Source organism: Mesorhizobium sp. B2-4-1 (assembly GCF_006442185.1).
In the GTDB taxonomy this organism is placed as follows: domain Bacteria; phylum Pseudomonadota; class Alphaproteobacteria; order Rhizobiales; family Rhizobiaceae; genus Mesorhizobium.
In genome coordinates this window covers 406,991-431,508 of sequence record NZ_VFVN01000005.1, presented here as the reverse complement: position 1 = coordinate 431,508, position 24,518 = coordinate 406,991, and the positions used below count along the sequence as shown (strand labels likewise).

At 63.8% G+C, this 24,518-nt stretch carries 20 protein-coding genes, 1 tRNA gene and 1 pseudogene; 11 read left to right on the top strand and 11 right to left on the bottom strand.

The features are described 5' to 3' along the window. Nucleotides 1-173 precede the first annotated feature (173 nt). From FJ949_RS16340 to FJ949_RS16335, 3 genes are all read left to right on the top strand, one after another. Nucleotides 174-249: transfer RNA gene (locus tag FJ949_RS16340), tRNA-Ala, on the top strand. A 56-nt stretch (nucleotides 250-305) separates the two neighbouring features. Next, nucleotides 306-461 carry a hypothetical protein gene (locus tag FJ949_RS30360; protein WP_181168359.1) on the top strand — a complete coding sequence of 52 codons (156 nt, stop codon included), beginning with the start codon at nucleotides 306-308 and terminating at the stop codon, nucleotides 459-461. A gap of 37 nt (nucleotides 462-498) precedes the next feature. Beyond that, complete coding sequence (locus FJ949_RS16335) at nucleotides 499-984, top strand: hypothetical protein (protein ID WP_140497235.1); 486 nt, start codon at nucleotides 499-501, stop codon at nucleotides 982-984. Here the strand turns inward: FJ949_RS16335 and FJ949_RS16330 are convergent. From FJ949_RS16330 to FJ949_RS16310, 5 genes and pseudogenes are all read right to left on the bottom strand, one after another. Next, the gene (locus FJ949_RS16330; RefSeq protein ID WP_140497233.1) at nucleotides 974-1,492 is read right to left on the bottom strand and encodes a hypothetical protein; all 519 of its coding nucleotides are present in this window, start codon (nucleotides 1,490-1,492) and stop codon (nucleotides 974-976) included. The two genes, FJ949_RS16335 and FJ949_RS16330, sit on opposite strands and share 11 nt — an antisense overlap. Next, complete coding sequence (locus FJ949_RS16325; RefSeq protein ID WP_140497231.1) at nucleotides 1,485-4,367, bottom strand: sarcosine oxidase subunit alpha family protein; 2,883 nt, start codon at nucleotides 4,365-4,367, stop codon at nucleotides 1,485-1,487. The genes FJ949_RS16330 and FJ949_RS16325 overlap by 8 nt, the downstream gene beginning before the upstream one ends. After that, nucleotides 4,364-4,630, bottom strand: a complete 267-nt coding sequence (locus tag FJ949_RS16320; RefSeq protein WP_140497229.1) for a sarcosine oxidase subunit delta — start codon at nucleotides 4,628-4,630, stop codon at nucleotides 4,364-4,366. The genes FJ949_RS16325 and FJ949_RS16320 overlap by 4 nt, the downstream gene beginning before the upstream one ends. A gap of 71 nt (nucleotides 4,631-4,701) precedes the next feature. After that, nucleotides 4,702-5,954: pseudogene (locus tag FJ949_RS16315) on the bottom strand (sarcosine oxidase subunit beta family protein). A gap of 93 nt (nucleotides 5,955-6,047) precedes the next feature. Beyond that, nucleotides 6,048-6,707 (bottom strand): TetR/AcrR family transcriptional regulator, encoded by a 660-nt coding sequence (locus FJ949_RS16310; RefSeq protein ID WP_181165292.1) that lies wholly within the window; start codon nucleotides 6,705-6,707, stop codon nucleotides 6,048-6,050. Between the two features lie 266 nt (nucleotides 6,708-6,973). On the opposite strand from FJ949_RS16310, the gene FJ949_RS16305 reads away from it, so the two are divergent. Both FJ949_RS16305 and FJ949_RS16300 read left to right on the top strand, forming a co-directional pair. Beyond that, a complete protein-coding gene (locus FJ949_RS16305) occupies nucleotides 6,974-8,413 on the top strand; it encodes an aldehyde dehydrogenase family protein (RefSeq protein WP_140497225.1) in 1,440 nt (479 codons plus the stop codon). Nucleotides 8,414-8,470: 57 nt separating this feature from the next. After that, nucleotides 8,471-9,052 carry a DUF1349 domain-containing protein gene (locus tag FJ949_RS16300; RefSeq protein WP_140497223.1) on the top strand — a complete coding sequence of 194 codons (582 nt, stop codon included), beginning with the start codon at nucleotides 8,471-8,473 and terminating at the stop codon, nucleotides 9,050-9,052. A 31-nt stretch (nucleotides 9,053-9,083) separates the two neighbouring features. On the opposite strand, the gene FJ949_RS16295 is transcribed toward FJ949_RS16300, so the two are convergent. The 4 genes from FJ949_RS16295 to FJ949_RS16280 all read right to left on the bottom strand — a co-directional run bounded on the left by FJ949_RS16295 (nucleotide 9,084) and on the right by FJ949_RS16280 (nucleotide 13,877). Beyond that, nucleotides 9,084-10,613: a mercuric reductase gene (locus tag FJ949_RS16295; protein ID WP_140497221.1), complete on the bottom strand. Its 1,530-nt coding sequence runs from the start codon at nucleotides 10,611-10,613 to the stop codon at nucleotides 9,084-9,086. Further along, nucleotides 10,603-11,946, bottom strand: coding sequence for a glucoamylase family protein (locus FJ949_RS16290; RefSeq protein ID WP_140497308.1), 1,344 nt, complete (start codon nucleotides 11,944-11,946; stop codon nucleotides 10,603-10,605). Before FJ949_RS16290 ends, FJ949_RS16295 begins: the two co-directional genes overlap by 11 nt. Nucleotides 11,947-12,159: 213 nt before the next feature. Further along, complete coding sequence (locus tag FJ949_RS16285) at nucleotides 12,160-12,912, bottom strand: SDR family NAD(P)-dependent oxidoreductase (protein ID WP_140497219.1); 753 nt, start codon at nucleotides 12,910-12,912, stop codon at nucleotides 12,160-12,162. Nucleotides 12,913-13,097: 185 nt separating this feature from the next. Continuing rightward, on the bottom strand, nucleotides 13,098-13,877 hold the full coding sequence (locus FJ949_RS16280; protein ID WP_140497217.1) for a helix-turn-helix transcriptional regulator: 780 nt from the start codon (nucleotides 13,875-13,877) through the stop codon (nucleotides 13,098-13,100). Nucleotides 13,878-13,987: 110 nt separating this feature from the next. Here FJ949_RS16280 and FJ949_RS16275 point away from each other — a divergent pair, with 110 nt between their 5' ends. The 5 genes from FJ949_RS16275 (at nucleotide 13,988) to FJ949_RS16255 (ending at nucleotide 21,361) form a co-directional block, all read left to right on the top strand. Further along, nucleotides 13,988-16,129, top strand: coding sequence for a hydantoinase/oxoprolinase family protein (locus FJ949_RS16275; protein WP_224684603.1), 2,142 nt, complete (start codon nucleotides 13,988-13,990; stop codon nucleotides 16,127-16,129). A 13-nt stretch (nucleotides 16,130-16,142) separates the two neighbouring features. After that, nucleotides 16,143-18,338, top strand: a complete 2,196-nt coding sequence (locus FJ949_RS16270) for a hydantoinase B/oxoprolinase family protein (protein WP_140497213.1) — start codon at nucleotides 16,143-16,145, stop codon at nucleotides 18,336-18,338. A 5-nt stretch (nucleotides 18,339-18,343) separates the two neighbouring features. Then, nucleotides 18,344-18,850 (top strand): acetone carboxylase subunit gamma, encoded by a 507-nt coding sequence (locus tag FJ949_RS16265; protein ID WP_140497211.1) that lies wholly within the window; start codon nucleotides 18,344-18,346, stop codon nucleotides 18,848-18,850. 124 nt (nucleotides 18,851-18,974) lie between these two features. Then, a complete protein-coding gene (locus FJ949_RS16260) occupies nucleotides 18,975-19,802 on the top strand; it encodes an SDR family NAD(P)-dependent oxidoreductase (protein ID WP_140497209.1) in 828 nt (275 codons plus the stop codon). A gap of 257 nt (nucleotides 19,803-20,059) precedes the next feature. Beyond that, complete coding sequence (locus FJ949_RS16255) at nucleotides 20,060-21,361, top strand: O-antigen ligase (protein ID WP_140497207.1); 1,302 nt, start codon at nucleotides 20,060-20,062, stop codon at nucleotides 21,359-21,361. A 225-nt stretch (nucleotides 21,362-21,586) separates the two neighbouring features. Here the strand turns inward: FJ949_RS16255 and FJ949_RS16250 are convergent, their stop codons facing one another. Both FJ949_RS16250 and FJ949_RS16245 read right to left on the bottom strand, forming a co-directional pair. Next, nucleotides 21,587-22,852, bottom strand: a complete 1,266-nt coding sequence (locus tag FJ949_RS16250; protein ID WP_181167418.1) for a polysaccharide biosynthesis/export family protein — start codon at nucleotides 22,850-22,852, stop codon at nucleotides 21,587-21,589. Nucleotides 22,853-22,962: 110 nt separating this feature from the next. Further along, nucleotides 22,963-23,640 carry a sugar transferase gene (locus FJ949_RS16245; RefSeq protein WP_140497203.1) on the bottom strand — a complete coding sequence of 226 codons (678 nt, stop codon included), beginning with the start codon at nucleotides 23,638-23,640 and terminating at the stop codon, nucleotides 22,963-22,965. Between the two features lie 600 nt (nucleotides 23,641-24,240). Between FJ949_RS16245 and FJ949_RS16240 the strand changes: the two genes are divergently transcribed. Beyond that, nucleotides 24,241-24,516 (top strand): exopolysaccharide production repressor exox, encoded by a 276-nt coding sequence (locus tag FJ949_RS16240; protein ID WP_140497201.1) that lies wholly within the window; start codon nucleotides 24,241-24,243, stop codon nucleotides 24,514-24,516. Nucleotides 24,517-24,518: the final 2 nt, after the last annotated feature.

Below are 24,518 nucleotides of genomic sequence, written 5' to 3'. Positions count from 1 at the left end.
CAAGGCCGGGAACGCAAGCGTTTGCCGGCTTTCGCAGCTTGTGAAGAAAAAGCCGCTGATGAAGGCTTGATATTGACGAAGGGCGGGGTTAGAAGCCGCCTGCACTAACGGCGCGGTCTCCAACCCGCGCCGGATCTCTTCGCCGGAAACGGCGCCGGTTGACTGCCGGAAGTGGGGCCATAGCTCAGTTGGGAGAGCGCTTGAATGGCATTCAAGAGGTCGTCGGTTCGATTCCGATTGGCTCCACCAAACAGTCACTTTTCCAAATTTCGGGGTTGTAGAAACCGGATTCAGCTTCGGAATTTTTGGACATCGCTGCCCGCCGCAGCCTGAAGCGCGCCGCTCAGGCGGTCGACGCGGCGGTTTCGTTCTGGCCGCCCGCTCCACTGATGCTGGGCTGCCTGCCGATTTCGCTGCCGTCGGGCGCGCCGGTGCTTACGCAATATGCGGCCATTGACTAAAACGGTTCCTGTTTGATTCGCTTTGAACGGGACCGTCATGAGCAAAGCCCTCACGTCCTTCGCCCTGGTCGCGGTGCTGACAGCGCTGCTCATGGCCTTGAGCCTGGTGGTGGCCAGGCACGGCTACCCCTACGGTGCGATCGGCGTCAGGCGCCTCGACGGCATTGCCGATGCCGGGATGTTCATACCACTCGCCGCTGTCTATTTCTTCAGCGCGCTGCTGATGATGATCCTGCCGATCAGAGCCGCCAGCATCGTGCTCACCCATGCAGCCGATGCCATCTTCTGGACCGTGATCGTGCTCCTTGCCTCCATCGTAGGCTGTCTCGTCGCCAGATGGGCATTCGGCCAGCGCGACGCCCTATGGGCGCTGCTGAACTGGCGGTTCCTGTTTGCGGCGGCTATCGTCGGTTGCCACTTCGTCATGAACGAGCTTCGCCGCAACGTGCTCTTGCGCAGTCTGTTTTTCGTTATCTTCGCGGCGGCCACGCTGGCCTGCCTGTTCTGGTCGTTCACGCTCTGAGAGCCGTTTCGATCCACGTCCAGAGATAGGATGCCAGGCCGCGATCGACATGGATGCGCAGTCGGTCCCGGTGGCGGTAGGCGATGGCGCTGACGCCGGCGAAGGAAAGTGCGGCACTGGCGCTTTCCTTGTTTGGGTCAAGCGTTGATCCGCGCGCGATGAAAGCGTCGATCGCCGAGCCTTTGACCTCGAACACATGAAGTCCAGCGCTGATCGCCGTCACCGCGAAACCTTCCGCGCGCCAACCCGCGGCGATGGCGAGCGGTGTGCTCGACACGACGAGCAGGCGGTCGCGCGCCAGACGCGCCGCATAGCGGTCACCTTGCGCGCTGCCAAAGGCGCCCACGCCGTTGCCATCCATGCCGGATCTCCGCGCCCAGGCGTCGAGGTTGCCGCTGACCAGCAATTGGTGAAGGCCCGGGATCGTGCGCGCCTCGAGACCCGGTGCACTGATGGTTGCCGACTGCCAGTCCGGCGCTACCGGCCATTTTTGGGCGAGATCACGCATTGAGCCGGTCTCCTGCCGGGTCGAAGGCGCATGGCGAGGTGATCGTCGCCGTCATCGCCTTGCCGAGATGCTGGATTTCGATCGTTTCGCCGTGGCGGGCCGCGCCGCGCTCGATCAGGCCGAGCGCAACCGGCCGGCCAAGCGTGGGGCTCCGGTAGCTCGATGTGACAAAGCCCTGGCTGCGCAGCTTGCCGCCGCTGCGCTTGATGCCATGCGCACCGGTTGGCAGCGGCGCTTCGCCGGACGGCACCGTCAGCCCGACCAGCTGCATGCGGTCGCCGCGCGAAGCCTCTTCGGTGAACAGCGAGCGGCGGCCGACGAATTCGGTCTGGCGCTTTGCCCGCGGGCCCTCGACGCCGAGGTCGTGCGGCAGCGTGGTGCCGTCGGTGTCCTTGCCGATCACGATGAAGCCTTTCTCGGCGCGCAGGATCATCAGCGCCTCGAGGCCGATGACGACCGCATCGAACGCTTGCCCGGCGTCGCGCAGGCCCGCCCACAAGGACTCCGCGCGATCGGCCCGGATGGAGATCTCATAGCTTCTGTCGCCGGTGAAGCTGACGCGGGTGATGCGCAGCTCGTCGCCGGCATAGCTGCCGACGCCAACCGCCATGTGCGGCAGCTCGCCATCGTCGAGCGAAAGGCCGAGATCAACCGTCTCGAGCAGTTTCCGGGCGTTCGGTCCCGAAACGGTCAGGGTTGCCATTTCCGGGGTGGCGTTGTGGATGTAGACCGCGCCGCGCCCGAACCGGTCCTGGCGCCACTCCTCCAGCCGCGCATGCACGGCGGCCACGTGCGAGGACGAGCACGACACGACGAAGCGATGCTCGTCTAGCCGCACCAGCACGCCGTCATCGAAGACCACGCCATTCTCGGACAACATGAAGCCGTAGCGGCAGCGGCCCGGCTTCAGCGTCGACATCGTGTTGTAATAGACGAAATCGATGAACGCGGCCGCCTTGGGTCCGATCACCTCGATCTTGCCCAGCGTCGAGCCATCGAACAATGCGACGGACTGGCGGGCGCGGCGCGCCTCGTCCTGGATCGAGCGATCCGTATCGCCGCCGCCGCCGTAGTGGGCCGGGCGCAGCCAGCCGCCATACTCCTGGAACACGGCGCCGCTGGCACGATGCACGCTCTCCAGCGGCAGCCGCCGAACCGGCGCCATCAGTTCGCCGCCGCGCGCGCCGGCGAAGCTCGCCAGCGGAACCGGCGTGAACGGCGGACGATAGGTCGTGGTGCCGACTTCCGGCACCGTGCGGCCGGTGATCCCGGCCATCAGCGCCAGGCCCGGCAGGTTGGAGGTCTTGCCCTGGTCGGTCGCCATGCCGAGCGTCGTGTAGCGCTTCAGATGTTCGACCGAGACGAAATTTTCGCGCGCCGCCAGCTCTATGTCCTTCACCGTCACGTCGTTCTGGTAATCGATCCAGATGCGTCCCTTCGAACCCGGCGTTGGCCATGCCGCTACTATCCCGCTGGTCGCCTCCGTTCCGCTGCTGCGCGACACTGCTGCCTTCATCGGGCCGAGCGACGCGACGGCTTTCTGCGAACCGGCGAATACCTCCGACAACGAAACCGCGCCGGCGGCAGCTCCAGCCACCGCTATGGCCTCGACCGGGTCGCCCGGCAGGAAGGCCGCGCGCGCCTCGCTCCAGGCGAGCTTGCCCTTGGCCTGGCCGAAGAGATGGATGGTCGGTGTCCAGCCGCCCGACACCAGCACGCAATCGGCATCGAGCCTGGTGCCGTCGTCCAGCATCACACCCTCGACGCGCAGCTTGCCGGCCGCGGCGGTGAGCGCGCGGCCCTTGAGCATCCGCACCTTGGCGGGCGCGGCGGGCATACCGTCGCGCCTGATGTCGACAAGCGTGACGTCGGCGCCGGCCTCGGCGGCCGCCTCCGCCACTTCATAGGCGCTGTCATTGTTTGCGGCGACGATGATATGGCGGCCGGCCAGCACCGCATGGCGCCTGAGATAGCTGAGCGCCGCGTCCGCCGAGAGAATGCCCGGCAGGTCATTGTTGGCGAATGGCAGGGGCCGCTCGATGGCGCCCGTCGCCAGCACGATCCGGCGCGGCCTGACCCGCCACAGCGTGTCCGGCCGGCCGTCGAAATGACGCTGGTTAAGCCCGACCAGATTATGGTCGTAGATACCGAATGCGGTGGTCGAAGGCAGGACCAGGTGACCGCCGGCGGAAAGCCCCGCAACCGTCTCCTCGACCCACACGGCCGCCGGCTTGCCGTCGACCTCGCCGGCGCGCTGCCCGAGCGACCCGCCGGGCTTTGGCTGGTCGTCGACCAGCATGACGGAGCGGCCCGCGCCGGCCGCCAGCCTTGCCGCTGCCAGCCCGGCCGGTCCGGCGCCGATCACCAGCACGTCGCAATGATGGTTGATCTGGTCGGCCGGGCCGGGCGACGTCCAGTCCTTGTCGACCTGACCCAGTCCCGCCATGGCGCGAATGCGCGGCTCGAACATGTGCCAGTCCGGCCACATGAAGGTCTTGTAGTAGAAGGCGGCCGGAATGAAGCGGGAAAAGCGGTCGAGGAAGGCGTTGCGGTCGGCCAGCGCATTGGGTGTCGCGTTGACGCTTTTGGCGACCAGCCCGTCGCGCGCCGGCTCGGTCGTCGCGCGCGTGTTCGGCGTCGTCTGCGGGCCGCTGATATCCACCAGCGCGTTCGGCTCTTCGACGCCCGCGCCCCAGATGCCGCGCGGCCGGTGGTATTTGAAGCTGCGGCCGACGACCGCGACATCGGCGGCCAGCAGCGCGGAGGCGATGGTGTCGCCTGTGAATCCCTGCACGGTGGCGCCGTCGAAGCTGAAGCGGATCGGGCGCGAGCGGTCGATGGCGCTGCCGCCCGTGGCAAGGCGCGAGGCCGTCACGCCGCGTGCTCCCCGCCCAGGGCAGCCGAAGACAGCACCTTGTGCGTAACCGTATCACGCTCCATGACGAAGAATTCGCCGCAGTTCATATGCAGCCATATCTCGCGCGCCGCGCCTTTGGGGTTGGAGCGCAGATAGAGATAGTTGGCCCAGTGCTCGAAAGGCACCTCGGCGCCATCAGGCCTGACATTGCCGGCATCGCCGCCATAGTGGAATTCGGTTTCGTCGCGGGAGCCACAGAACGGGCAAGGGAAAAGCTGCATGGCAAACCTCAGTCTTCGTCTTTATGCATGTCGTTGCCCTAAGGCCGCTCGGCGCTTTTGCGCGACATGCATCAATGCGCGATGCCGGAACCAGCCGCTTCGTCGATCAGCCGCCGCTGGCGAAGCGGTCGAGATCGAAGGGGCGGCTGATGTCGTTGTGCCCGCCCGTTGCCAAAAGGTTCGCCAGAAGCGTGCCGCCGGCGGGGATCGCCTTGAAGCCGCCCGTGCCCCAGCCGCAATTGAGGAACAGATTGGGCAGTGGCGATTGACCGATGATCGGCGAGGAGTCGGGCACGACGTCGACGATCCCGGCCCATTGCCGCATCAGCTTCAACTGGCCGAAGATCGGGACCATTTCCAACAGCCCCGCGATCACCCCCTCCAGCGTCGGCAGGTTACCGCGCTGGGCATAGGAGGGAGTGCGGTCGAGCCCGCCGCCGATGACGATCTCGCCCTTGTCGGACTGGCTGACATAGACGCCCGTGCCGGGCGACAGCACCACCGTGTCGAGGATCGGCTTGACCGGTTCGGTTACGCAGGCCTGCAGCGCATAGGAATTGATCGGCAGGCGGAAGCCGGCCTTGGCCGCCAGCACCGAGGAATGTCCTGCCACGGCCATGCCGATGCGGTCCGCGCGGATGGCGCCGCGCGTCGTCTGGACGCCGCGGCAGCGGCCGCCCTCGACGATGAAGTCGGTGATTTCGCAGTTCTGGATGATGTCGACGCCGAGTCGGCTCGCGGCCCGCGCATAACCCCAGGCGACCGCGTCGTGGCGCGCGGTGCCGGCCCGGCTTTGCCAGATGCCGCCGAACACGGGAAAGCGCGCATTGGCCGTGAAATTGTAGATCGGCGCCACCCGGCGCACATCCTGGGGCGAAAACAGCTCCGCATCGATGCCGTTGATCTGCATGGCATTGACTGTGCGTGCCCCGATCTCCATTTCGGCGGTCGAGTGGCACAGGCTGACCATGCCGCGCTGCGACAGCATGACGTTGTAGTTGAGGTCCTTCGACAGTCCCTCATAGAGCCGGTGCGCCAGCCCATAGAGCTCGACGCTCTGCGGATAGTAATAGTTGGAGCGCACCACGGTCGTGTTGCGGCCGGTATTGCCGCCGCCGATCCAGCCCTTTTCCAAAACCGCTACTCTGGCGATGCCGTGATTCTTTGCCAGGTAATAGGCCGTCGCCAGCCCGTGACCGCCGCCGCCGATGACGATCGCGTCGTAGGACGGCTTCGGCTCGGGCGAGCGCCAGGCCGGCTCCCAGCCGGTCTGGCCGGCGAGGCCTTCCCTGAAGAGCGACAAAGCGGAATAGCGTCTGGTCATGGCGTCTGAAGAGGTTGGGTTCAATGACTGAGGCGTAATGCCATTGTACATATATGTCTAGTTCGTGCCGTGGTGTGAAAGCGGCGGCTGTCGCTAACGGCTGCGCGAAAGCGTTTCCTCGACATAGCGCGAAAAATCCTCGACGTCCTGTGCCGTGGGCTCCTGGCCGGTGAAGCTGCGCAGATAGGACGCGACGTGCGGCAGACGGCTGCTCATCGGTTCGTCGAGCTCGAGCGAGTAGTAGCCGATCTGCATGAAATAGAGCACGCGGGCGCGCACGAAGGCGTCTTCCTCGTCATAGCCGTGGCGCCTGAACATGTCGCGAATGGCGTCGACGCGCTCCTCGTCGGCCTCGTCGAGAGCCCGCCTGATGGCGGGCGATCGCCGGGCCCACGCCCTGATCGCGAAATCCAGCTGCGGATCGAACAGCTTCTCGTCCACCCAGCACTCGAAGATGCTCATCACCCCGCGGATGACGGTCGCGGAAGGCCGCGCGGCGCGTTCGACGATGAACCTTGTATTGGTCTGCCGCCAATAATCCAGCAATTGGTCGAGCAGGTCCTGGCGGCTCTTGAAGTACCAATAGAAACTGGAACGCGACACATCGAGCTTCTGGCCGAGCGTCTGCACACGGACGCTTTCGACGCCGTCCGAAATCAACGTTTCAAGCGCGAGCTTGAGCCAGTCTTCCCGGGTGACCTTGATGTTGCCGGTGGCGCCGGCGCGTTGGGTTGTCGTGTCGGTGGCTTCCATCGGCACGACGCATGACACGCCGCCCCGGGCAAATCAAGACTATAGACATATATGTACAGACCCGTTTCGCGGTGATTGGAACGATGTGTCGCCGAACCTGTTGGGCCAAGGGCGATGCGCTGCGGGCAGCAGGTCGCGCGGGGCCGCGAACCGAGAGACTTTGTCGCGGCCGTCCGCGCAAAGCGTGCTTTCCCGCAGAGCAATTGTCTGGCAAATACAAATCACACAGATGCCGCCGCGCGGCGAACCAGCAGGAAAGACACGACATGGCACCGCTTCGACAGAACCTCATCGACGGCGAGTGGGTCGGCGATGCCGGCTCCCGCAACATCAACCCGTCCGATACCGGCGACATCGTCGGCGAATACGCTTCCGCAGGTGTCGAACAGGCGGCACAGGCGATCGCCGCGGCCAAGGCGGCCTTTCCCGCCTGGTCGCGCTCGGGTCTGCTGGTCCGTCACGCGGTGCTGAAGAAGACGTCGGACGAGATCCTGGCGCGCAAGGACGAGATCGGCCGCAACCTTGCGCGCGAGGAAGGCAAGACGCTGGCCGAAGGCATTGGCGAGACCATTCGAGCCGCCCAGATCTTCGATTTCTTCGCCGGTGAGACACTGCGCCTCTCGGGCGAAGTCGTGCCCAGCGTGCGGCCGGGCGTCGGTGTCGAGATCACGCGCGAAGCGGTCGGCGTGGTTGGCATCATCACCCCGTGGAACTTCCCGATCGCCATTCCCGCCTGGAAGATCGCCCCGGCGCTTGCCCACGGCAACACCATCGTCTTCAAGCCGGCGGATCTCGTTCCCGAGAGCGCCTGGACCATCGTCGACATACTGCACCGTGCCGGCCTGCCCAAGGGCGTGCTCAACCTCGTCATGGGCAAGGGCTCGGTGGTCGGCCAGGCGATGCTTGACAGCCCGGACATCAACGCCATCACCTTCACCGGCTCGGTTGGCACCGGCAAGCGCGTCGCCGCGGCGAGCGTCGAGTACATGCGCAAGTTCCAGCTCGAAATGGGCGGCAAGAACCCGCTGGTGGTGCTCGACGATGCCGACCTCGCTACGGCTGTCGATTGCGCGATCAACGGCGCTTTCTTCTCGACCGGCCAGCGCTGCACGGCTTCGTCCCGGCTGATCGTGACGAACGGCATTCATGACCGTTTCGTCGAAGCGCTCAAGGAACGGATGGACAAACTGGTCGTCGGCGATGCGCTCGACGCGCAGACCCAGATCGGTCCCGTCGTCGATGCGACGCAGCTCAAGCAGGACGAAGACTATATCGCCATCGGCGTGAGGGAAGGCGCCACGCTCGCCTTCGGCGGCGAGCGGCTCGACCGCAAGACGCCGGGCTTCTTCCTGCGGCCGGCGCTGCTGACCGATGCCACCAACGCCATGCGCAGCTCGCGCGAGGAGATTTTCGGGCCTGTTGCCAGCGTCATCCGCGTCAAGGACTACGACGAGGCGCTCGCCGTCGCCAACGATACGCCATTCGGGCTGACGTCCGGCATCTGCACGTCCAGCCTCAAGCACGCCACGCATTTCAAGCGCAATTCGGAGGCCGGCATGGTGATGGTCAACCTGCCGACGGCGGGTGTCGATTTCCATGTTCCCTTCGGTGGCCGCAAGGGCTCGAGCTACGGTCCGCGCGAACAGGGCCGATACGCCATGGAATTCTACACCACCGTGAAGACCGCCTACACGTTTGCAGGCTGATCGGGGCGCCGGCTGACCGGGCCGGCGAAGCCTTCGCGTGCACCAAGAGACAAGGCGATGACAGTTCAAGACAAGGATCTGACCTGGCTCAATCCGCCGCCGCATCATTCCATCGACGGCGATGCGGTTCATGTGCGCACCGGCAAGGAGACGGACTTCTGGCGCGAGACCTTTTACGGTTTCTGGCGCGACAACGGCCATTTCCTCTACAAGCGCGTAGAGGGCGATTTCACCGCGGAAGTCACCGTCAACGGACGCTATGAGGTGCTCTACGACCAGGCGGGGCTGATGCTCCGCCTCAGCGAAACGCATTGGATCAAGGCCGGCATCGAATATACCGACGGCGTGGTGTACTTCTCGGTTGTCGTCACCAACGATGCCTCGGACTGGTCGTTGGCCACCATTCCGGCCGGTCCGGATGGCGTTGCGATCCGGTTGACCCGCCATGCCGAGACCATCCGCGTCCAGTACCTGGATGTCTCCGACGGTCATTGGAAGCCGGTGCGGCTCGCCTACTTCCCGGTCTCGAAGGCGGTCGATGTCGGCATGATGTGCTGTTCGCCGCAGCGCGAAGGCTTCGAGGTCACCTTCACCGGCTTTTCGGTCGGCCCGCCGATTTCGCGGGACCTGCACGGCTGAAGCCCGCGCCAACGCCGACGGGACACAAGTGTCATCGCCTGGACCACGCCAGCCAGCGTGCCGCCAGATGCCTCCACAAAGGGGTGAACCGCGTTCGCCGGTAAGCGTCGCCGGCCATTTTGATGCCTTGCGCCTGTGTCGGGAAGGGATGGATGACGTCGGCCAGCGCGTGCAATCCCATGCCCGACCTGATGGCGAGCGACACCGCGTTGATCATCTCGCCGGCATGGGCGGCGACCACGGTCGCACCGAGGATGCGGTCTGATCCTTCCCTGACATGGATTTTGACGAAACCCTCTTCCTCGCCGTCCATCACCGCGCGGGCGACATCGTGCATCAGCACCGTATAGGTCTTGACCGGAATGCCGTCGCGTCGCGCCTCCACCGGATAGAGGCCGACATGGGCGATTTCCGGATCGGTGTAGGTGCACCACGGAACGACCAATTCGCTCAGCCTCTTGCGCCCGAGAAACAGGGCATTCTGCACGACCATGCGGGCTGTTGCTTCAGCGGTATGCGTGAATTTGTAGTCGAGGCAGACATCGCCCGCCGCATAGATGCGCGGGTTTGAGGTCCTGAGATAATCGTCCACCTTGATGCCTTTGGCATCGTGGGCAACCCCCGCCTCGTCGAGGCCAAGACCGTCGACATTGGGCGAGCGGCCTATGCCGGTGATGATCTCGTCGACGGAAATGGTCGTCGTGTCGCCGTCCCGCACCAGGTCGGCGAGCTTCTTGTCGCCTTCCCTGCGCACCGCCACCACTTCGGTGTTCAGTCGGACCTCGACCCCCTCGCGCGCCAGCGCCTCCGAAAGGATCTGCGCGGCGTCGCGTTCCTCGCCGGGCAGGAACATCGGATCGCTCTGCGCCAGGATGACCTTCGCACCGAGCAGGCAGAAGGCCTGCGCTGTCTCGCAGCCAAGCGGCCCGCCGCCGATGACCAGCAGCCGCTTCGGGCAGTCGACAAGGTCGAACATCGTCTCGTTGCTGAGATAGCCAGCCTCGACCAGGCCGGGAATGGATGGAAACTCCGGCCTCGCGCCTGTCGCGATCAGCGCCTTGCGGAAGCGCAGCGTCGTTCCCGCGACGGTCACGCAATCGCTTCCGTCGAACCGGGCTTCGCCGAAATGAACGTCGATGCCCAGCGCAGCAAGCGCCTCTGCGCTGTCGGCATGGCTGATCCGTTGCCGGATGCGCCGCATCCTGGTCATCGCGCGCTGGAAATCGACGCGAAGATGGTCCGGCGCATCGGCTCCGAAATTCTCGGCATCGCGCATGTCGGCATAGAGCCTGGATGTGCGGATGATCGACTTGGACGGGATGCAGCCGGTGTTGATGCACGTGCCGCCGATCAACCCGCGTTCGATCAGCGCCACTTTCGCGCCGAGGCTTGCCGCTTCGCTCGCCGCCGTCAGGCCGGCCGGCCCGGCGCCGACGACGACGAGATTGTATGCTCCGGTGGGCGGCGGGTTTCGCCAATGCGGCGGATGGGCGCCCCTGACCAACTCGACATCATTGTGGTCGGCCGGAAAACCGGCAGCTTTCGTCCTTTCAAGCGACATCGCGGCCATCCGGGCTTGCCGACTGCGACAGCCATCCGCCTGTGAACCCCGCCTTGTTCAGGCCGCGGCGGATGTACTGGTTGGAACGCATCAGCTCCCACACCAGGCGCGAGCGGTGGTTCTCGATCATCATCACCACGATGCCTTGGTCGAGGCCGAAATGGCCTTCCGACACCCAGCCGTAGCGGCCAAATTTTCGCCGGTTGGCCAGCGTCGGGTTGAAGCCGCTCGGCAGCCGGAAATTGTCGATCACCTGGGGGTAGCGATCCGCGAGATGGCGCAGCGCCGCCATGCAGATATCAGGCGCAAAAGGCAGCGACGCCGGATAGGACCACGGCGCGATCGTGCCGTCGTCCGGCCCGAAGGGCGCACCGCGCGCGACGTAGCCGGAAAACCGGCGCCGCCGCCGTTGTATGCTGCTGCGAAAGCCGCCCGGTCCGTCCCCGGCCGAAAGCCCCCAGAGGTTCTCTCCGTAGCCGTCATAGCCATACGGATTGTGCCGAGCATAGTCGCGGTGCAGGTAGGTCGAGCGGCGGCTGTTTTCGAAATAGTCCGAATTCTTCTCGCGCATGAAAGCGTCGCGGATGCCGGCGAAATCGATCCAGGCATGAGAGAACTGGTGCATGAACAACGGACCGCCATAAAGCACGTCGTAGCCGTAGATGTTTTCCCACTGATAGGTCGCCGTCCAGCCCGCGTAGCTGTCGTCGGACGTCGGGCTGTCGGGCGAGGCCATCGACAGGACATAGAGGATCGTCGCCTCATTGTAGCCTTCCCAGCCATAGTGGAGAAAGCCGCTCTTCGGTTTCCAGCCCTGTCGCAACGTCGGACTGCTGCCTTGCGCCCATCGCCAGTCGACGCGCCGGTAGAGCGCCTCGGCCAGCCGGCGGATTTCGGCTTCCTCGTCATCGTCGCCCCGGAAATAGGCGCCTGCCACGAGAATGCCGGCCATCAGCAATGCCGTATCCACCATCGACAGTTCGCAGCGCCACACCCGAAGTCCGGTGCGAATGTCGAGGAAATGATAGTAAAAACCCTTGTGGCCGGTGACGTCAGCGCCACTGCCTTGCGTGCTGGTCCAGAAGAAACGCAGCGCGGCGAGCGTCAGCTCCACCGCTGCTTCCCGCGCCATCCAGCCGCGCTCGACCCCGATCGGATAGCAGGAGAGCGCAAAGCCTACGACCGCGATGCTGGCCGGTGAATTCGGCCGCGACGTGTCGGCGACCAGCCCGTTTTCGGGGTTCACGTTTTCCAGAAAATAGCCGAAGGCCGCGCGCTGGAAACGATCCAGAAGGTCGTCGTCCGACAGGATGGCAGGCTCGACCTTAAGCAAATGCGGCAAGCTCCGGTCCGGTCGTCGCGATTGTCGCAGAAAGGTGCAGGAATTGCGCGCGGGCCGAACTGTCACGCCTGGTCATGTCTTCGCCCTCATTGTTGCCGTTGCCGGGTTCCGGCTTCGGCCACTGTACGCTTGTCCAGCTCCGTTGGTTGCTTCCTCACGCGCAATTGTAGTGGCTTGCCGCCAGCCGGAAAGCGCCGCACCACATCAGTAGGTGGCGCGGCCGCCGGAGACGTCGAAGACGGCAGCCGTCGTGAACGAACATTCCTCCGAGGCGATCCAGCAAATCAGCGCCGCCACCTCGTCGAGCTCGCCAAAGCGCGCCATCGGTATCTTGGAGAGCATGAAATCGATATGCTCCTGGCTCATCTGCTTGAAGATCGCCGTGCGCACCGCCGCCGGCGTGACGCAGTTCACGGTTATGCCGGTCTTGGCCAGTTCCTTGCCGAGCGATTTGGTCAGGCCGATCACCGCGGCCTTGGATGTGCTGTAGGCGGAAGCGTTGGGATTGCCTTCCTTGCCGGCGATCGAGGCGATGTTGACGATGCGGCCGTAATTGCGCTCCAGCATGTGCGGGACGAGCGCCTTGTTGCAGTAGAAGACACCGTTGATGTTGATGTCGATGACCAGACGCCAGTCCTCCACCGGATAGTCCCAGGCGGTCATGTTGGGACCGGTGATGGCGGCGCTGGTGATCAGGATGTCGACCCCGCCATGCGCCTCGATCGTCGACCGCGCCGCCCGATCCACCGCCGCCGGGTCGGCGACATCGACGGTCTGGCCATGCAGCGCTGGGATCGAAGCCCTGGCCGCTTCGATCTGGGCGGGATCGCGGTCCCAAACCGAAACGCGCCCGCCTTCTTGGACCAGCCTCTGTGCGACGGCGAGGCCGATGCCGGATGCGCCGCCCGTAATCACCGCCGAGCGTCCGGCAAACCGTTCCGCGAAAATCGTCGGCATCTCATTTTCCCCTGTCCTGGCGCAAATCGGCTCCGCTCGGCGAAACAATGTTCGGGGGTGACTGTGAGGTCGCCGCCGGCCAAGTTCAAGCCGGCATGCACCTCGATCGTCTGGGCCAATCCCTGAGGCGCGTTATGCCGGGCTCCCCTCGATCTGCCTGTCCAGCGCTTGCACCAGCGCCAGGCCTATTTGTCCGAGCGGTACAGGAAGAACTGCAGGAACAATTCCCGCTCGGTGGTGATGTCGAGTTTCTCATAGATGCGCCGGCGATGGTTCTTGACCGTGCCGACGGTGATGCCGAGCCGCTCGGCAATGTTGGCGGTCGGATGGCCGGCCAGGATCAATTGCACGAGCTCTCTTTCCCTGAGCGACAGTTCCGGCCATAGGCTCGCCGGGATTGTGGGTTGCTGGCGCGGTGAGGCGCCGGGGCTGGACGGCGCCGAGCTGCGCGAGAAATCGCTTCCGCGCGTCTTGATGTCGAGCGCGTGCAGCGCCTCGAACACCGGCAGCCGCTCAGCCAGCAGGGCGATCTCGTTGTCCTTGAACGCCGTGGTCGAACGATCGAGGAAAATGCCGAGGCACCAGTCGCCGCCATCGGCCAGCATGATGCCGACTTCATCGCAGATCTCCGATTGCGCGAGGAAGCCGGCTATGTACTGGCCGCGTTTGGCCTCGTCGTCGGCCAGCCGCTTGAGCGGCATGATGCCCAACCGGCGCTCGCGCCGCCAGGAAGCGTAGAAGGGGTCGAACACGTAGTAATTATCAAGATAGCGCCGCACCATCTCGTCGGAGAAGCGCCGGTGCTTGACGAATTGCGGCGTCTGCGTCGCCGAATAGCGCGTCACCGTCACCAGGTCATGCGCGATGTCGGCGCCGATCAGGTCGATCAGGCAGTCGACATGCCTGTCGGTGCCGGTGGCGGCGATCGCCATGGCGAGCGGCGCCCAGATGTTGCCCATGCGCATGCCTCTTTTTCGGCGACGAGCTCCCGTCCGTCATTGTGCCTTTAGGCATATGGCGCGATCCGGTCCCGCGAATCTAGCCTGTGGTCATGCTCGGCAAGGGAAGGCGACCCGTGGACCATATCTCTACCAATCCCATCGTCATCGGCATCGACGCCGGCGGCACCATGACCGACACCATCCTTGTCGATCAGGACGGCCGCTTCAAGATCGGCAAGTCGGCAACGACGCCGAAGAACGAGGCCGAGGGGTTCCTCGCCTCGGCCGAGGACGCGGCGGACGCCTGGGGCATCTCGCTCGAGGCCCTGTTTTCGGGCGTCAATGTGGTGCTCTATTCCGGCACCGGCATGCTCAACACGCTGCTGTCGCGCACCGGCAGGAAACTCGGCCTGATCACCACCAAGGGCCTTGAGGACATGATCCTGATGGGTCGCGGCCTGCAGGCCTGGGCCGACTATTCCTATGCCGACCGGCTGCACGCTGTGACGCATCATCATCCCGATCCGCTGGTGCCGCGCCGACGCACTCACGGCGTCACCGAGCGCATCGACCAGTTCGGCGACATCATCCTGCCGCTCTATGAGCATGAGGTCCGTGCCGCGGCGAAAAAGCTGATCGCCGACAAGGTCGAAGCGGTCTGCATCATGACGATCTTCTCGCATGTCAATCCGGTGCATGAGAAGCGCATCGCCGAGATCTGCCGCGAGGAGATCGCCGCCGCCGGAGCCGACATCCTCGTCTACAGCAGCCATGAGGTGCGCCCGGTCATCCGCGAGCAGTCGCGGCTGAACTCGGTGCTGATCGAGGCCTACGCCACCTCGCGCGGCCGCAAGCAGCTCAAGGGGATCGAGGACGTCTCGAAGAAATACGGCTTCAGATATGGCGTCCAGACGCTGCTCTCCTTCGGCGGCCTCACCTCGATCAATCATCCGCGCCTGCACGAAACCATGATCTCGGGTCCGATCGGCGGCATTCTGGGCGCGGCTTATGTCGGCAAGCTGATCGGCAATGACTCGCTGATCTGCTCCGATATGGGCGGCACCTCCTTCGACATGGGCGTCATCACGCGCGGCCAGACACGGATCGAGAACGAGCCGCTGATGGACCGGTTCAAGCTGAACGTGCCGACGCTGCATCTCGACACGATCGGCGCCGGCGCCGGCATGATCCTCAAGGTCGATCCGCTGACGAAGAAAGTCTCGCTCGGGCCGGAAAGCGCCGGTGCCGATCCCGGCCCGATCTGCTTCGCCAGGGGCGGCACCGAGCCGACCATCGCCGATTGCGACGCCATCCTCGGTCGGCTGAACCCGCATTATTTCCTCGGCGGCAAGGTCGTGCTGCAGGTCGAGAAGGCGCGCAAGGCCTTCGAGGAAAAGTGCTCCCGTCTGCTCGGCGTCGGCGTGGATGAAGCCGCCGAAGGCATGATCGACATGCTGGAAGCAGACGCCAACAACGCGCTGCGCCGCGTCATCTCCGGCCAGGGCATCCATCCTTCGGAGTTCACATTGCTTTCCTATGGCGGCTCGGGGCCGTTGCATCTGGCCGGCTGCTCCAGGGGCATCGGCTTCAAGGATATCATCACCTTCCAGTTCGCGGCCGCCTTCTCCGCCTTCGGCTGCACCACGGCGGATTTCATGCGCCGGCATTCGGTATCCACGCAGATCGACATCGGCGCGCGCGCAAGCGAGGCCGAACTGCTGGCCTTCGGTGCCAGAGTGACCGCGGTCTGGGACGATCTCACCAGGGCCGCGGTCGACGAGATGGTGGCCGACGGTCATGCGCTGGACAAGATCAGGACGGTGCCGTTCCTGATGATGCGCTATACCGGCCAGCTCGAGGACGTCGAGGTGATGGCGCCCCTATCGGCCATCAATTCGGCCGACGACATGCGCAAGGTCATCGACGAGTTCGAAGCGGTCTACGCCAAGGTCAACCATCGCGTCTCGCGTTATGGTGAAGCCGGCTTCTCGATCACCGAACTCGGTCTCATCGCCACCGCCGACAAGGTCAAGCCCGTGCTGCTCAAGCGGCCGCTCGGCCCCTCAAGCCCCGCATCCGCGCACAAGGGCGTGCGCGAGGCCTATATTGGCGGCCGCTGGCACAAGGCCGATCTCTACGAGATGGATCTTCTGCTGCCGGGGCATGAGGTGACCGGCCCGGCCATCATCGAACACCCCGCCACCACCCTCGTCGTCCATCCGCGGGACCGTGTCTTCGTCGACGAATGGACGCTGCTCCACTACTCCCACGCTTGAGAGGGCGAACGCCATGCTGGACAAACCCGCCTCCGCCCTGCGCCTCCGCGAGCGGCTGATCGAATCCGAACGGCTCATGGACGAGACCGGCTGCTATGACGGCATTACCGATCTCGAACTGCGCAACCAGGATCCGCTGAAATTCGAGACGCTGCACACCAAGCTGCGCGCCTACTGCGTCTCGGCGCGCGAGATGGCGCGTCGCATCTCGGCTTCGCCCGGCGTGCGCGAGGTCGGCGAGATGGTCGTCGCCATCTACACGCCCGAGGGCGACGCGATCGCGCTCTCCAACGGCATCATGGTGCATGTGCACACGATGAGCCGCTTCATCAAATGGATGATCAGACAAGGCTACGAGGAAAATCCCCGCATCGTCGACGGCGACATCTTCGCCAACAACGACGCCTTCATCGGCACGGTGCAGGTGCCCGACGTGATGGACGTGGTGCCGATCTTCCACTCGGGCAAGCTCGTCGGCTGGGCCGGCGCCGTCTGCCATGAGCTGGAGGCCGGCGGCATCACGCCGGGCGGCGACGTGGCGCTGGCCCAGGAGCGCTTCACCGAAGGCCTGTTCGTCTGTGCCGAAAAAGTCGGCCAGAACGACGAACTGCGGCGCGACTACGTGATCCGCTGCGAGCGCAATCTGCGCATGCCCATCTACTGGGTGCTGGACGAGAAGGCCAAGGTCGCCTCCTGCATCGACATGCGCGAAAGCGTCAAGGCGCTGATCGACGAGATCGGCCTCGACTACTGGATGAAGGTGTCCAAGGAATTCATCGAGGAGGGCCGCCGCGCGCAACTCGCCCGCACGCGGCAACTGACCGTTCCCGGCATCTATCGGGGGCATACTTTTTACGGTCACGTCACCAAGGGCAAGCCGGGCTACCAGCCGCTCGGCGACCCCGACTGGCTCTACAACATTCCGATCGAAATGGAGATCACCACGGGCGGCAAGATCATCATGGATTTCGAGGGCACGCAGCCCTGGGGCTACCATTCCATGAACTGCACGCCGGCCGGCATGGATGGCGGCATGTTCGTGACGCTGACCCAGCACATGAATTTCGAAGGCCTGGTCAATGACGGCGCCTGGATGGCGACGGAGCTGAAGCTGCCGCATGGCACCTGGACCAATCCCGACAATGAGATGGTGGCCACCGCCACGTCCTGGGCGCTGCTCTTGCCGGCTTATGGCGTCTTCCAGCGGCTCCTGTCGAGATCATTCATCGCCCGCGGCTTCGTCGAGGAGGCCTTCGTCGGCCAGGTCAACAGCCCGATGATCGAGATGGGGGGAACCAGCCAGTACGGCACGCTGTTCGGCATGGCGCATTTCGAATGCGCGGCCGCCGGTTCCGGCGCGCTTGCCATCAAGGATGGGCTGGACACCGCCTATGTCGGCTGGAATCCTGAATCCGACATGGGCAACATCGAGATCTGGGAACAGAACATGCCGATGGTCTATATCGGCCGTTCAATCGTTGCCAATTCCGGGGGCGCCGGCAAATATCGCGGCGGCTGCGCCTTCCTGTCGACCTGGCTGGTCAGCAAGACCGACCATCTCCGGCTGGTCACCTCGGAACACTCCTCGCGCGTCTTCGACAATGGCGGGCTCTGCGGCGGCTATCCGGCGCCGACCTGCCAAAAACACCGTGCGGTGCGCGACAGCAACATCTTCGAGCTTGCACAAAAGGGCGCGCCGCTGGCGCACCATACCGGCACCAATCCTTATCGTTCCGAACTCGAGGTCCGGCTCGAAGGCCAGCACGTGACGATGGAAGGGCCCTATATCACCGCACCCCACAAAACCGGCGACGTGTTCACCCATTCCTACAATGGCGGGGGCGGCTATGGCGACGTGCTGGAGCGCGACCCGCTCAAGACAGCATCGGACGTCGAGAACGGCTATCTCACCAGGGAAGCTGCCGAAAATGTCTTCGGGATCGTGCTTGACGAGGACGAGGACGGCTATCCCGTCGCCAATCTCGAAGCCACCAAGCGCCACCGCGCCGAGATGCGGTCGCGCCGGCTCGCTCGGGCCAGGCCGGTCTCGGAGTGGATGGCCAAGGAGCGCGAGCGGGTGAAGGCGGTCGATTTCGCGCCCGAGGTGAAGAAGATGTATGCCAGCGCCATCAAGCTCTCGCCGCGCTTCACCAGGGATTTTTCAACCTTCTGGGATGTCGACGCCAAATCGACCTTCGGCGTGGAGTAGGGACCATGACCTCATACAGCAAGGAAGTCATCGCCGATCTGGTCGCGGGCACCCTGCCTTGGCCGCAGACGCGCCGCGTCATGAGCGCCTACAAGGATGACGACCGGTTCTTCAAATATGTTTCGGTTTTGCAGGACCGAGTCGGCTGGAGCGATCCGATCCTGCTTCCCGTGGGCGACCACCTCTTCATCTGCCAGAGCGGCGATGAGCGGGTAACCCGTTGCGAATGCGGCCATTCCTTCGGCGACTACCGCAAGAACTGGAAGCTGAAGGCTTCGATCATCGTGCGCGACAGCGAGGAGGCGCTGCGCGAGATCTATCCCAACAGCGACCTGCCGGATCCCGAATGGATGGAAATCCGCGAGTTCATCTGTCCGCAATGCGGCACGCTGCACGAGGTCGAGGCCGCGGCGCCGGGTTATCCCATCGTCCATGATTTCGAACCCGACCTGGAAGGTTTCTACCGCGACTGGCTGGGCAAGCCGCTCGAGCCGATGGACAAGGGAAGCTGATGCCAAGGACGCAAGTTTCGTCACCGGCTTCGAAACGGGCTTCGATCGAGGTTATGTTGGCCTATGAAGTTCAAATCCTCTCGGGACTGATGGACCGTCCCGTGCCGCGCGGAGGCCATGCCCGATGACAAACCTTTCCGGCCGCGGCGCAATCGTCACCGGTGGCTTCTCCGGAATGGGCCTGGCGATTGCCTCGGCATTGGCGCAGGCCGGCGCCAATGTCGCCGTCGGTTCCTATGTCGCACCTGGCGGCGTGGAGAGATCCGACGCCGCCTACTATCCCGGCGCTGACGAGATAGAGCGCGTGCGTTCGGCTCTCGGCGCGCATGGAACGAGGATTTACGCCGCCTATCTTGACGTGCGCGACAGCGACGTCACGAACCGTTTCGCGGCCGACGCCGAGGCGGCGGTGGGTCCTGTCGACATCCTGGTCAACGCCGCCGGCACCACGGCCGAGCAGCCGGTCTGCGGCCATTCCGACGCGCTGTGGGACAAGATCGTCGACACCAATCTCACCGGCGCCTTCCGCGCCACCCGCGCCGTGCTGCCCGGCATGATCGAGCGCGGCTGGGGCCGCATCGTCAACATCGGCTCGACCGCCGCCTCGGTCGGCTGGAAGGACAATCCCGCTTACTGCGCCTCCAAGGCCGGTCTCCTCGGCCTCACCCGTTGCGTGGCGCTCGAAGGGGCGGCGCATGGCGTCACCTGCGTCATGATCAGCCCGACCTGGGTCGAGACCGAACTGATGCGCCGCAACGTGGCGCAGGTCGTCGAGCGCGAGGGCAAGGGCCGCACGGCCGAGGACGCGATGGCCGAGATCGCCAGGGGCAACCCGCAGCAGCGCATCCTCCAGCCGCAGGAGATCGCGGCGCTGGCCGTGTTCCTCTGCTCGGATATGGCCAAGGGCATCACCATGGAAAACATACAGGTCACCGGCGGAGCACTTTGGTAGCGCGCACGGCTGGTTGCCGCCTCGATGGAGAGGCCGGCAATGGAAAGAGAAATCCGATCCCGTCCCGGGCGGCTGTCCCGGACCTGATCTCTCGGCGCTCGCCTGGCTGTAAGACAAGGTGACCGCATTTGCCATTGAGCGCGCGGCGCGATAGGTTATATTGCACTGCACAATGGAGATGCCGTCGATTGCACCCTTCTTACGGAGATGCCTGCCGATTACGCGGCGGTCCGGGGTAGGCTCGGCGAGAACCTGAGATGAAGATTCCAAAGTCCTTGCTGGTCGATCCCGAGAGGAACTCGGTCTACGGCAGTTTTGCCGTTGCCGTCTCGGTCTGGGCATTCTCCTACTCCGTCATATTCGGCCAGGTGCTGATCCTGGCCTACTATGCGGTGTGGCTGCCCCTCATCATGGTCGACTACAGGCGGTTCCTGCGGCATCTGTCCAGCGCCTGGCTGCCATTGTCGTTCGCGGCCTATGTATGCTTCTCCGTCTTCTGGTCGGACGCTCCCGGCATCACCGCGAGAACGGCCGTCCAGTACTTCTCCCACATCGCCTGCGCCTATGTCGCGGCGCGCGCCGTCAGCGTGCGGACCCTGACGATCGGCGCCCTGGTTGGTATATTCGTCGTCCTGCTCTACTCTCTCAAGGTTGGGGCCTATTCCGAGGACGTCCTCGACGGCACTTATAATTTCGTCGGCGCCTTCGCCTCCAAGAACCAGATCGGCTTCGTCGCCTCGCTCGGTATCTATTTCAGCGTCGTCTTCATCGCCTTCCTCAGGCACGGCCGGCTGAGCCTGTTCCTGACCGTGCCGGTGGTGCTTTTGTCGGCCTATCTGCTGGTCATCTCGCATTCGGCCACCTCGATGGCCTCGACACCGGCGGTGCTGGCGATGGTGATGCTGCTTGCCATGAGCAAGGTGCTGTCGCGACGCTACCGCCGGGTGATCTTCCTGGTCGGCACAGGCATGCTGGTCGTCGCTATCCTTGTGGCGCTGAATCTCGGCCTCATGGACTTCGTCCTCGGCCTGTTTGGCAAGGATTCGACGCTCACCGGGCGCACCTATCTGTGGGAGCAGGGCTGGAACGCCGCGCAGAGGGCGCCCATGCTCGGCGTCGGCTATGCCGCATACTGGGTCCAGGGTTTTGCCGAGGCCGAGCGCCTGTGGAACGAGTTCTACATCACCACCCGCACCGGCTTCCACTTCCACAACACCTACATCGAAGCCCTTGTCGAACTCGGCTTCGTCGGGGCGACGCTGGTTTCGCTGGTCATCCTGCGCACGCTTTACGGCCATGTCTCGGCGGTCGCGTTCGGAACATGGCGGGCGGATTCGGTCGTTCTGGCCGGCGTCATGGTGCTGCTCCTGATCCGCTCCTTCGTCGAGGTCGAGATCCTCAACCCCTACATCATGGGTTCCTTCCTGATGTATTTCAGCTTCTTCAAGCTGGCGCGACTGCCCGTTGCCCGTCCTCGCCTGTCTGCGGCAAGGATCGAAGAGGCAAATGCCGCCAGAGGCTGGAGCGGCCCCGAGCCTGGCACGGACGCCGCTCGATGAATACCGATCGGTTTCCCGTTTGGGATTGCGTCAAAGCAAGGCGATAGAGCGGCTGGCGATTCCCTCAAACGCCGCCCCGCTCCAGCAATTTCAGGAAAGTGTGTACGGCTTCCCCGGGAAACGCGCGCAGCGCTTTCCGTCCGGAATTGCGCAAAAACAAAGGGATAGAGCAGCTTGCGGTTTTCGTGAACGGTGAACTGCTCTTATCTTAGGCGGTTCGATCGCCTACTGGCTGGGCATTGGCGCCAGCTTGACCTTGATCACATCGCCCGGCAGCACGGGGGTGTCTTCCTTGACCGCAATCTCGCTCGTCTTGCCGTCGGCAGCGCGCAGCAGTGAATAGATCAGGGTGGGCTCTTCGTTGGTTGCGCTGGCGGCCACGGTGGCGGGATCGGTGGCCTGGGCCATCAATCCTTTCTGCATGTTGACCCTCAGCGCGGCCTCGTTCAGGTCGGCTTCGGTCTGCTGCCGGTCGGCGGCGAGGCTCGAGCTCAGCGTGTTCTGGGCATCGATGGCATCCTGCGTTGCCTTGCTGATCGCTTGCTTGGCGGTGAGGATGGCCGTTTCGTAGTCCAGGATCTTGCCCTGAAGGTCGGTGACGGACTGCTGCGAATCCAGCAGTCTTGCGTTGGCGACCAGACCTTTCTGGGCCAGCGGACCGATGCTGGTGAGTTGCTGCTGCGCCAGGTCGACCTGCTTCTGCTGGTTGACGATCTTCTTCTGCAGCGATTCGATCTCGGCCTGCAGAACTCCTTTCAGATCGCTGAGCGCCTCGAGCTTCAGCTTCAGCGCCTTCTGGTCAGCCGTGAGGATCGTCATCTCGTCCGCGACGATGGCCTGCAGTCTCGGATCGCCCTCGACCTCCTTCGGCACGTCGAAGCTCGACTTGCCCGCAAGGTCGGCATCGATGCGCGCGCGCTTGACGATCAGTCGAACGCGCTGATCGTCATATATGTCGAAATTGCCTTTGGCAGTGACCAGGTCCTTGCCGAGCTGCGGGCCGTAGTCGGCGCTTCGCCGAATGCCGCCGGCGATGCTGACCGCCTTCAGCACCGTAAGATCGGGCACATAGGGGAATTGGCCGGGGTTCTGCACCTCACCCGAAATATAGAACGGCCGGAACTGCGCCATTTCGACCGATGCCTCGGGCCGGTCCGACAAAGCGAGCTTGTGCTGCAGCGCCTCGCCGATCGCCGCCGCGACTTCGGCCGTTGTCTTGCCGGATGCCGGCAGCTCGCCGACGAAAGGCACCGACAGCATTCCGGCCGGCCCGACCGTGTATACGCCATTCACCGCCGACCAGTCGCGGAACGTGCCTTCGACGGTCTGCCACTCCGCGATACGGATGGTGAGCTTGTCTTGCGATCCGAGATGGTACTCGTCGGCAATGGCGATCCGAGGCAGGGCGAGCGACAGGGCCAGGCAGCTGGCCACGAGCCGCAAACGCCGCGAGCGGCCCGAATGCGGGCCGCTGCAAAAAACTTCGAACATGTCTATCTTCAACTGAATGTTCCGATCCGCTTTGGCCCCACCAGCCCGATGAGCCTGCGCCCGATGCCTGCCGGGAGAAATCTCCCGCGTGCGATCCGGTTCGCGACCGCTCAGTAGCAGCCGCGCGACATCCAGACAGCCGGAACTGTCTTGATGATGATGCGAATATCCTCAAAAAGTGACCAATTCTCGACATAGTGGCGATCGAACGCGACGCGGCTGTCATAGGAGACGTCGTTGCGGCCGCTGACCTGCCACAGGCCGGTCAGGCCGGGGCGGGACTTCAGGTAATACACGGCGGCGCTGCCATAGATCTCCAGTTCGTCGCGCACGACCGGGCGAGGTCCGACAAGGCTCATGTCGCCCTGAAGGATGTTGATGACCTGCGGCAACTCATCGAGACTGAGTTTCCTCAGGACCGCGCCGACCCGGGTGACGCGCGGATCGTTCTTCAGCTTGCGGGTGGCTATCCATTCCGCCTTGGCTTCCGGATTGGCCGCCAGATAGGCAGCCAGCACCCTTTCGCCGTCCGGCACCATGGTGCGGAACTTGAGACAAGGGAAAACCCGTCCGCCACGCCCGATTCGCCGGTGACCGTAAAAAATCGATCCGCCATCGGAGAATTTGACGAGCAGCGCTATCATCACGAACAGCGGGCTGAGAGCGATCAGGGCGGCCAGTGAACCGGCAATATCGAAACTGCGCTTGATAAGGCCGCCGATCGGCGGTGGAAAATCGACGCCAGCCTGCGAAAACTCCGCTGTGGCCGACTTGGCAACATCCCTCATGCCAAAACTCCATGCGTTGACCGGATGGTTTACGGCACGATATCAAAAAAATGTTGCAGCGCAACACACAATTTCCCGCACCTTTGAAATAGTCACGTCATGAATTGACTAAATAATAAGCGCGCCCTGCACAAATTTCGGAATATTTAGCACATTTATGACAATAAATGGGCATAGCCGGAAAAATAGAGGCGCTTTTGGGGCAACTTCTAGGCGGGGCGTTCTTTATGCCCTTGAATGGAGCTCGTTGGTGCTTTAGCGCGGCACGATATTCGGTGGTATTCATATAAAATACTATTCAATATTGTAGATTCTACTGAAAAACACCAAAGAGCCGAAGTTGCGCGTAATCCCGTCGTGTGCGTTGCAGCATGAGCGAGTCGAGCGCAAAAGCTCACCTAAAAATAAATGCAGTTGCCCTTGCGGCCTTTTGCTCGCCTTAATAGAATTGCAAATTATACCTGTCAAAGTGGCGACAGGTTGAAAGGCCGGAAGCAACCGGCCGGGAGCGGGCGACTTAACAAGCCCGCATGACAAGGGACGACGCTCGGGTGGGGCAACGATTGGAATATACCCGGGCCGGTTTGTGGGCTGTTGGGTATGTCGCTTCCAAAATTCATCGTTGGGATGATTTTCGCTCTTGCGATCGTCGTTGGCTGGTCATGGCTGGGCGGCGCTTCAATAGGCACGACGCTGCTGCGCGTCATCATCTGTGCCGTGGTCATCCAGGCGGGCTACTTCGTGCTCGTCTATGCCTTGATCGCCAGAAGCGCGCCGACGCCGGCCGACAGGACACGCGAGGCCGAAAGAAAGCTGAGTTCGGCCGAGGTGGCCGAGGGTGAAAAGCTGGGCGGCGCCGGGCGAAGCCTTCACTGACC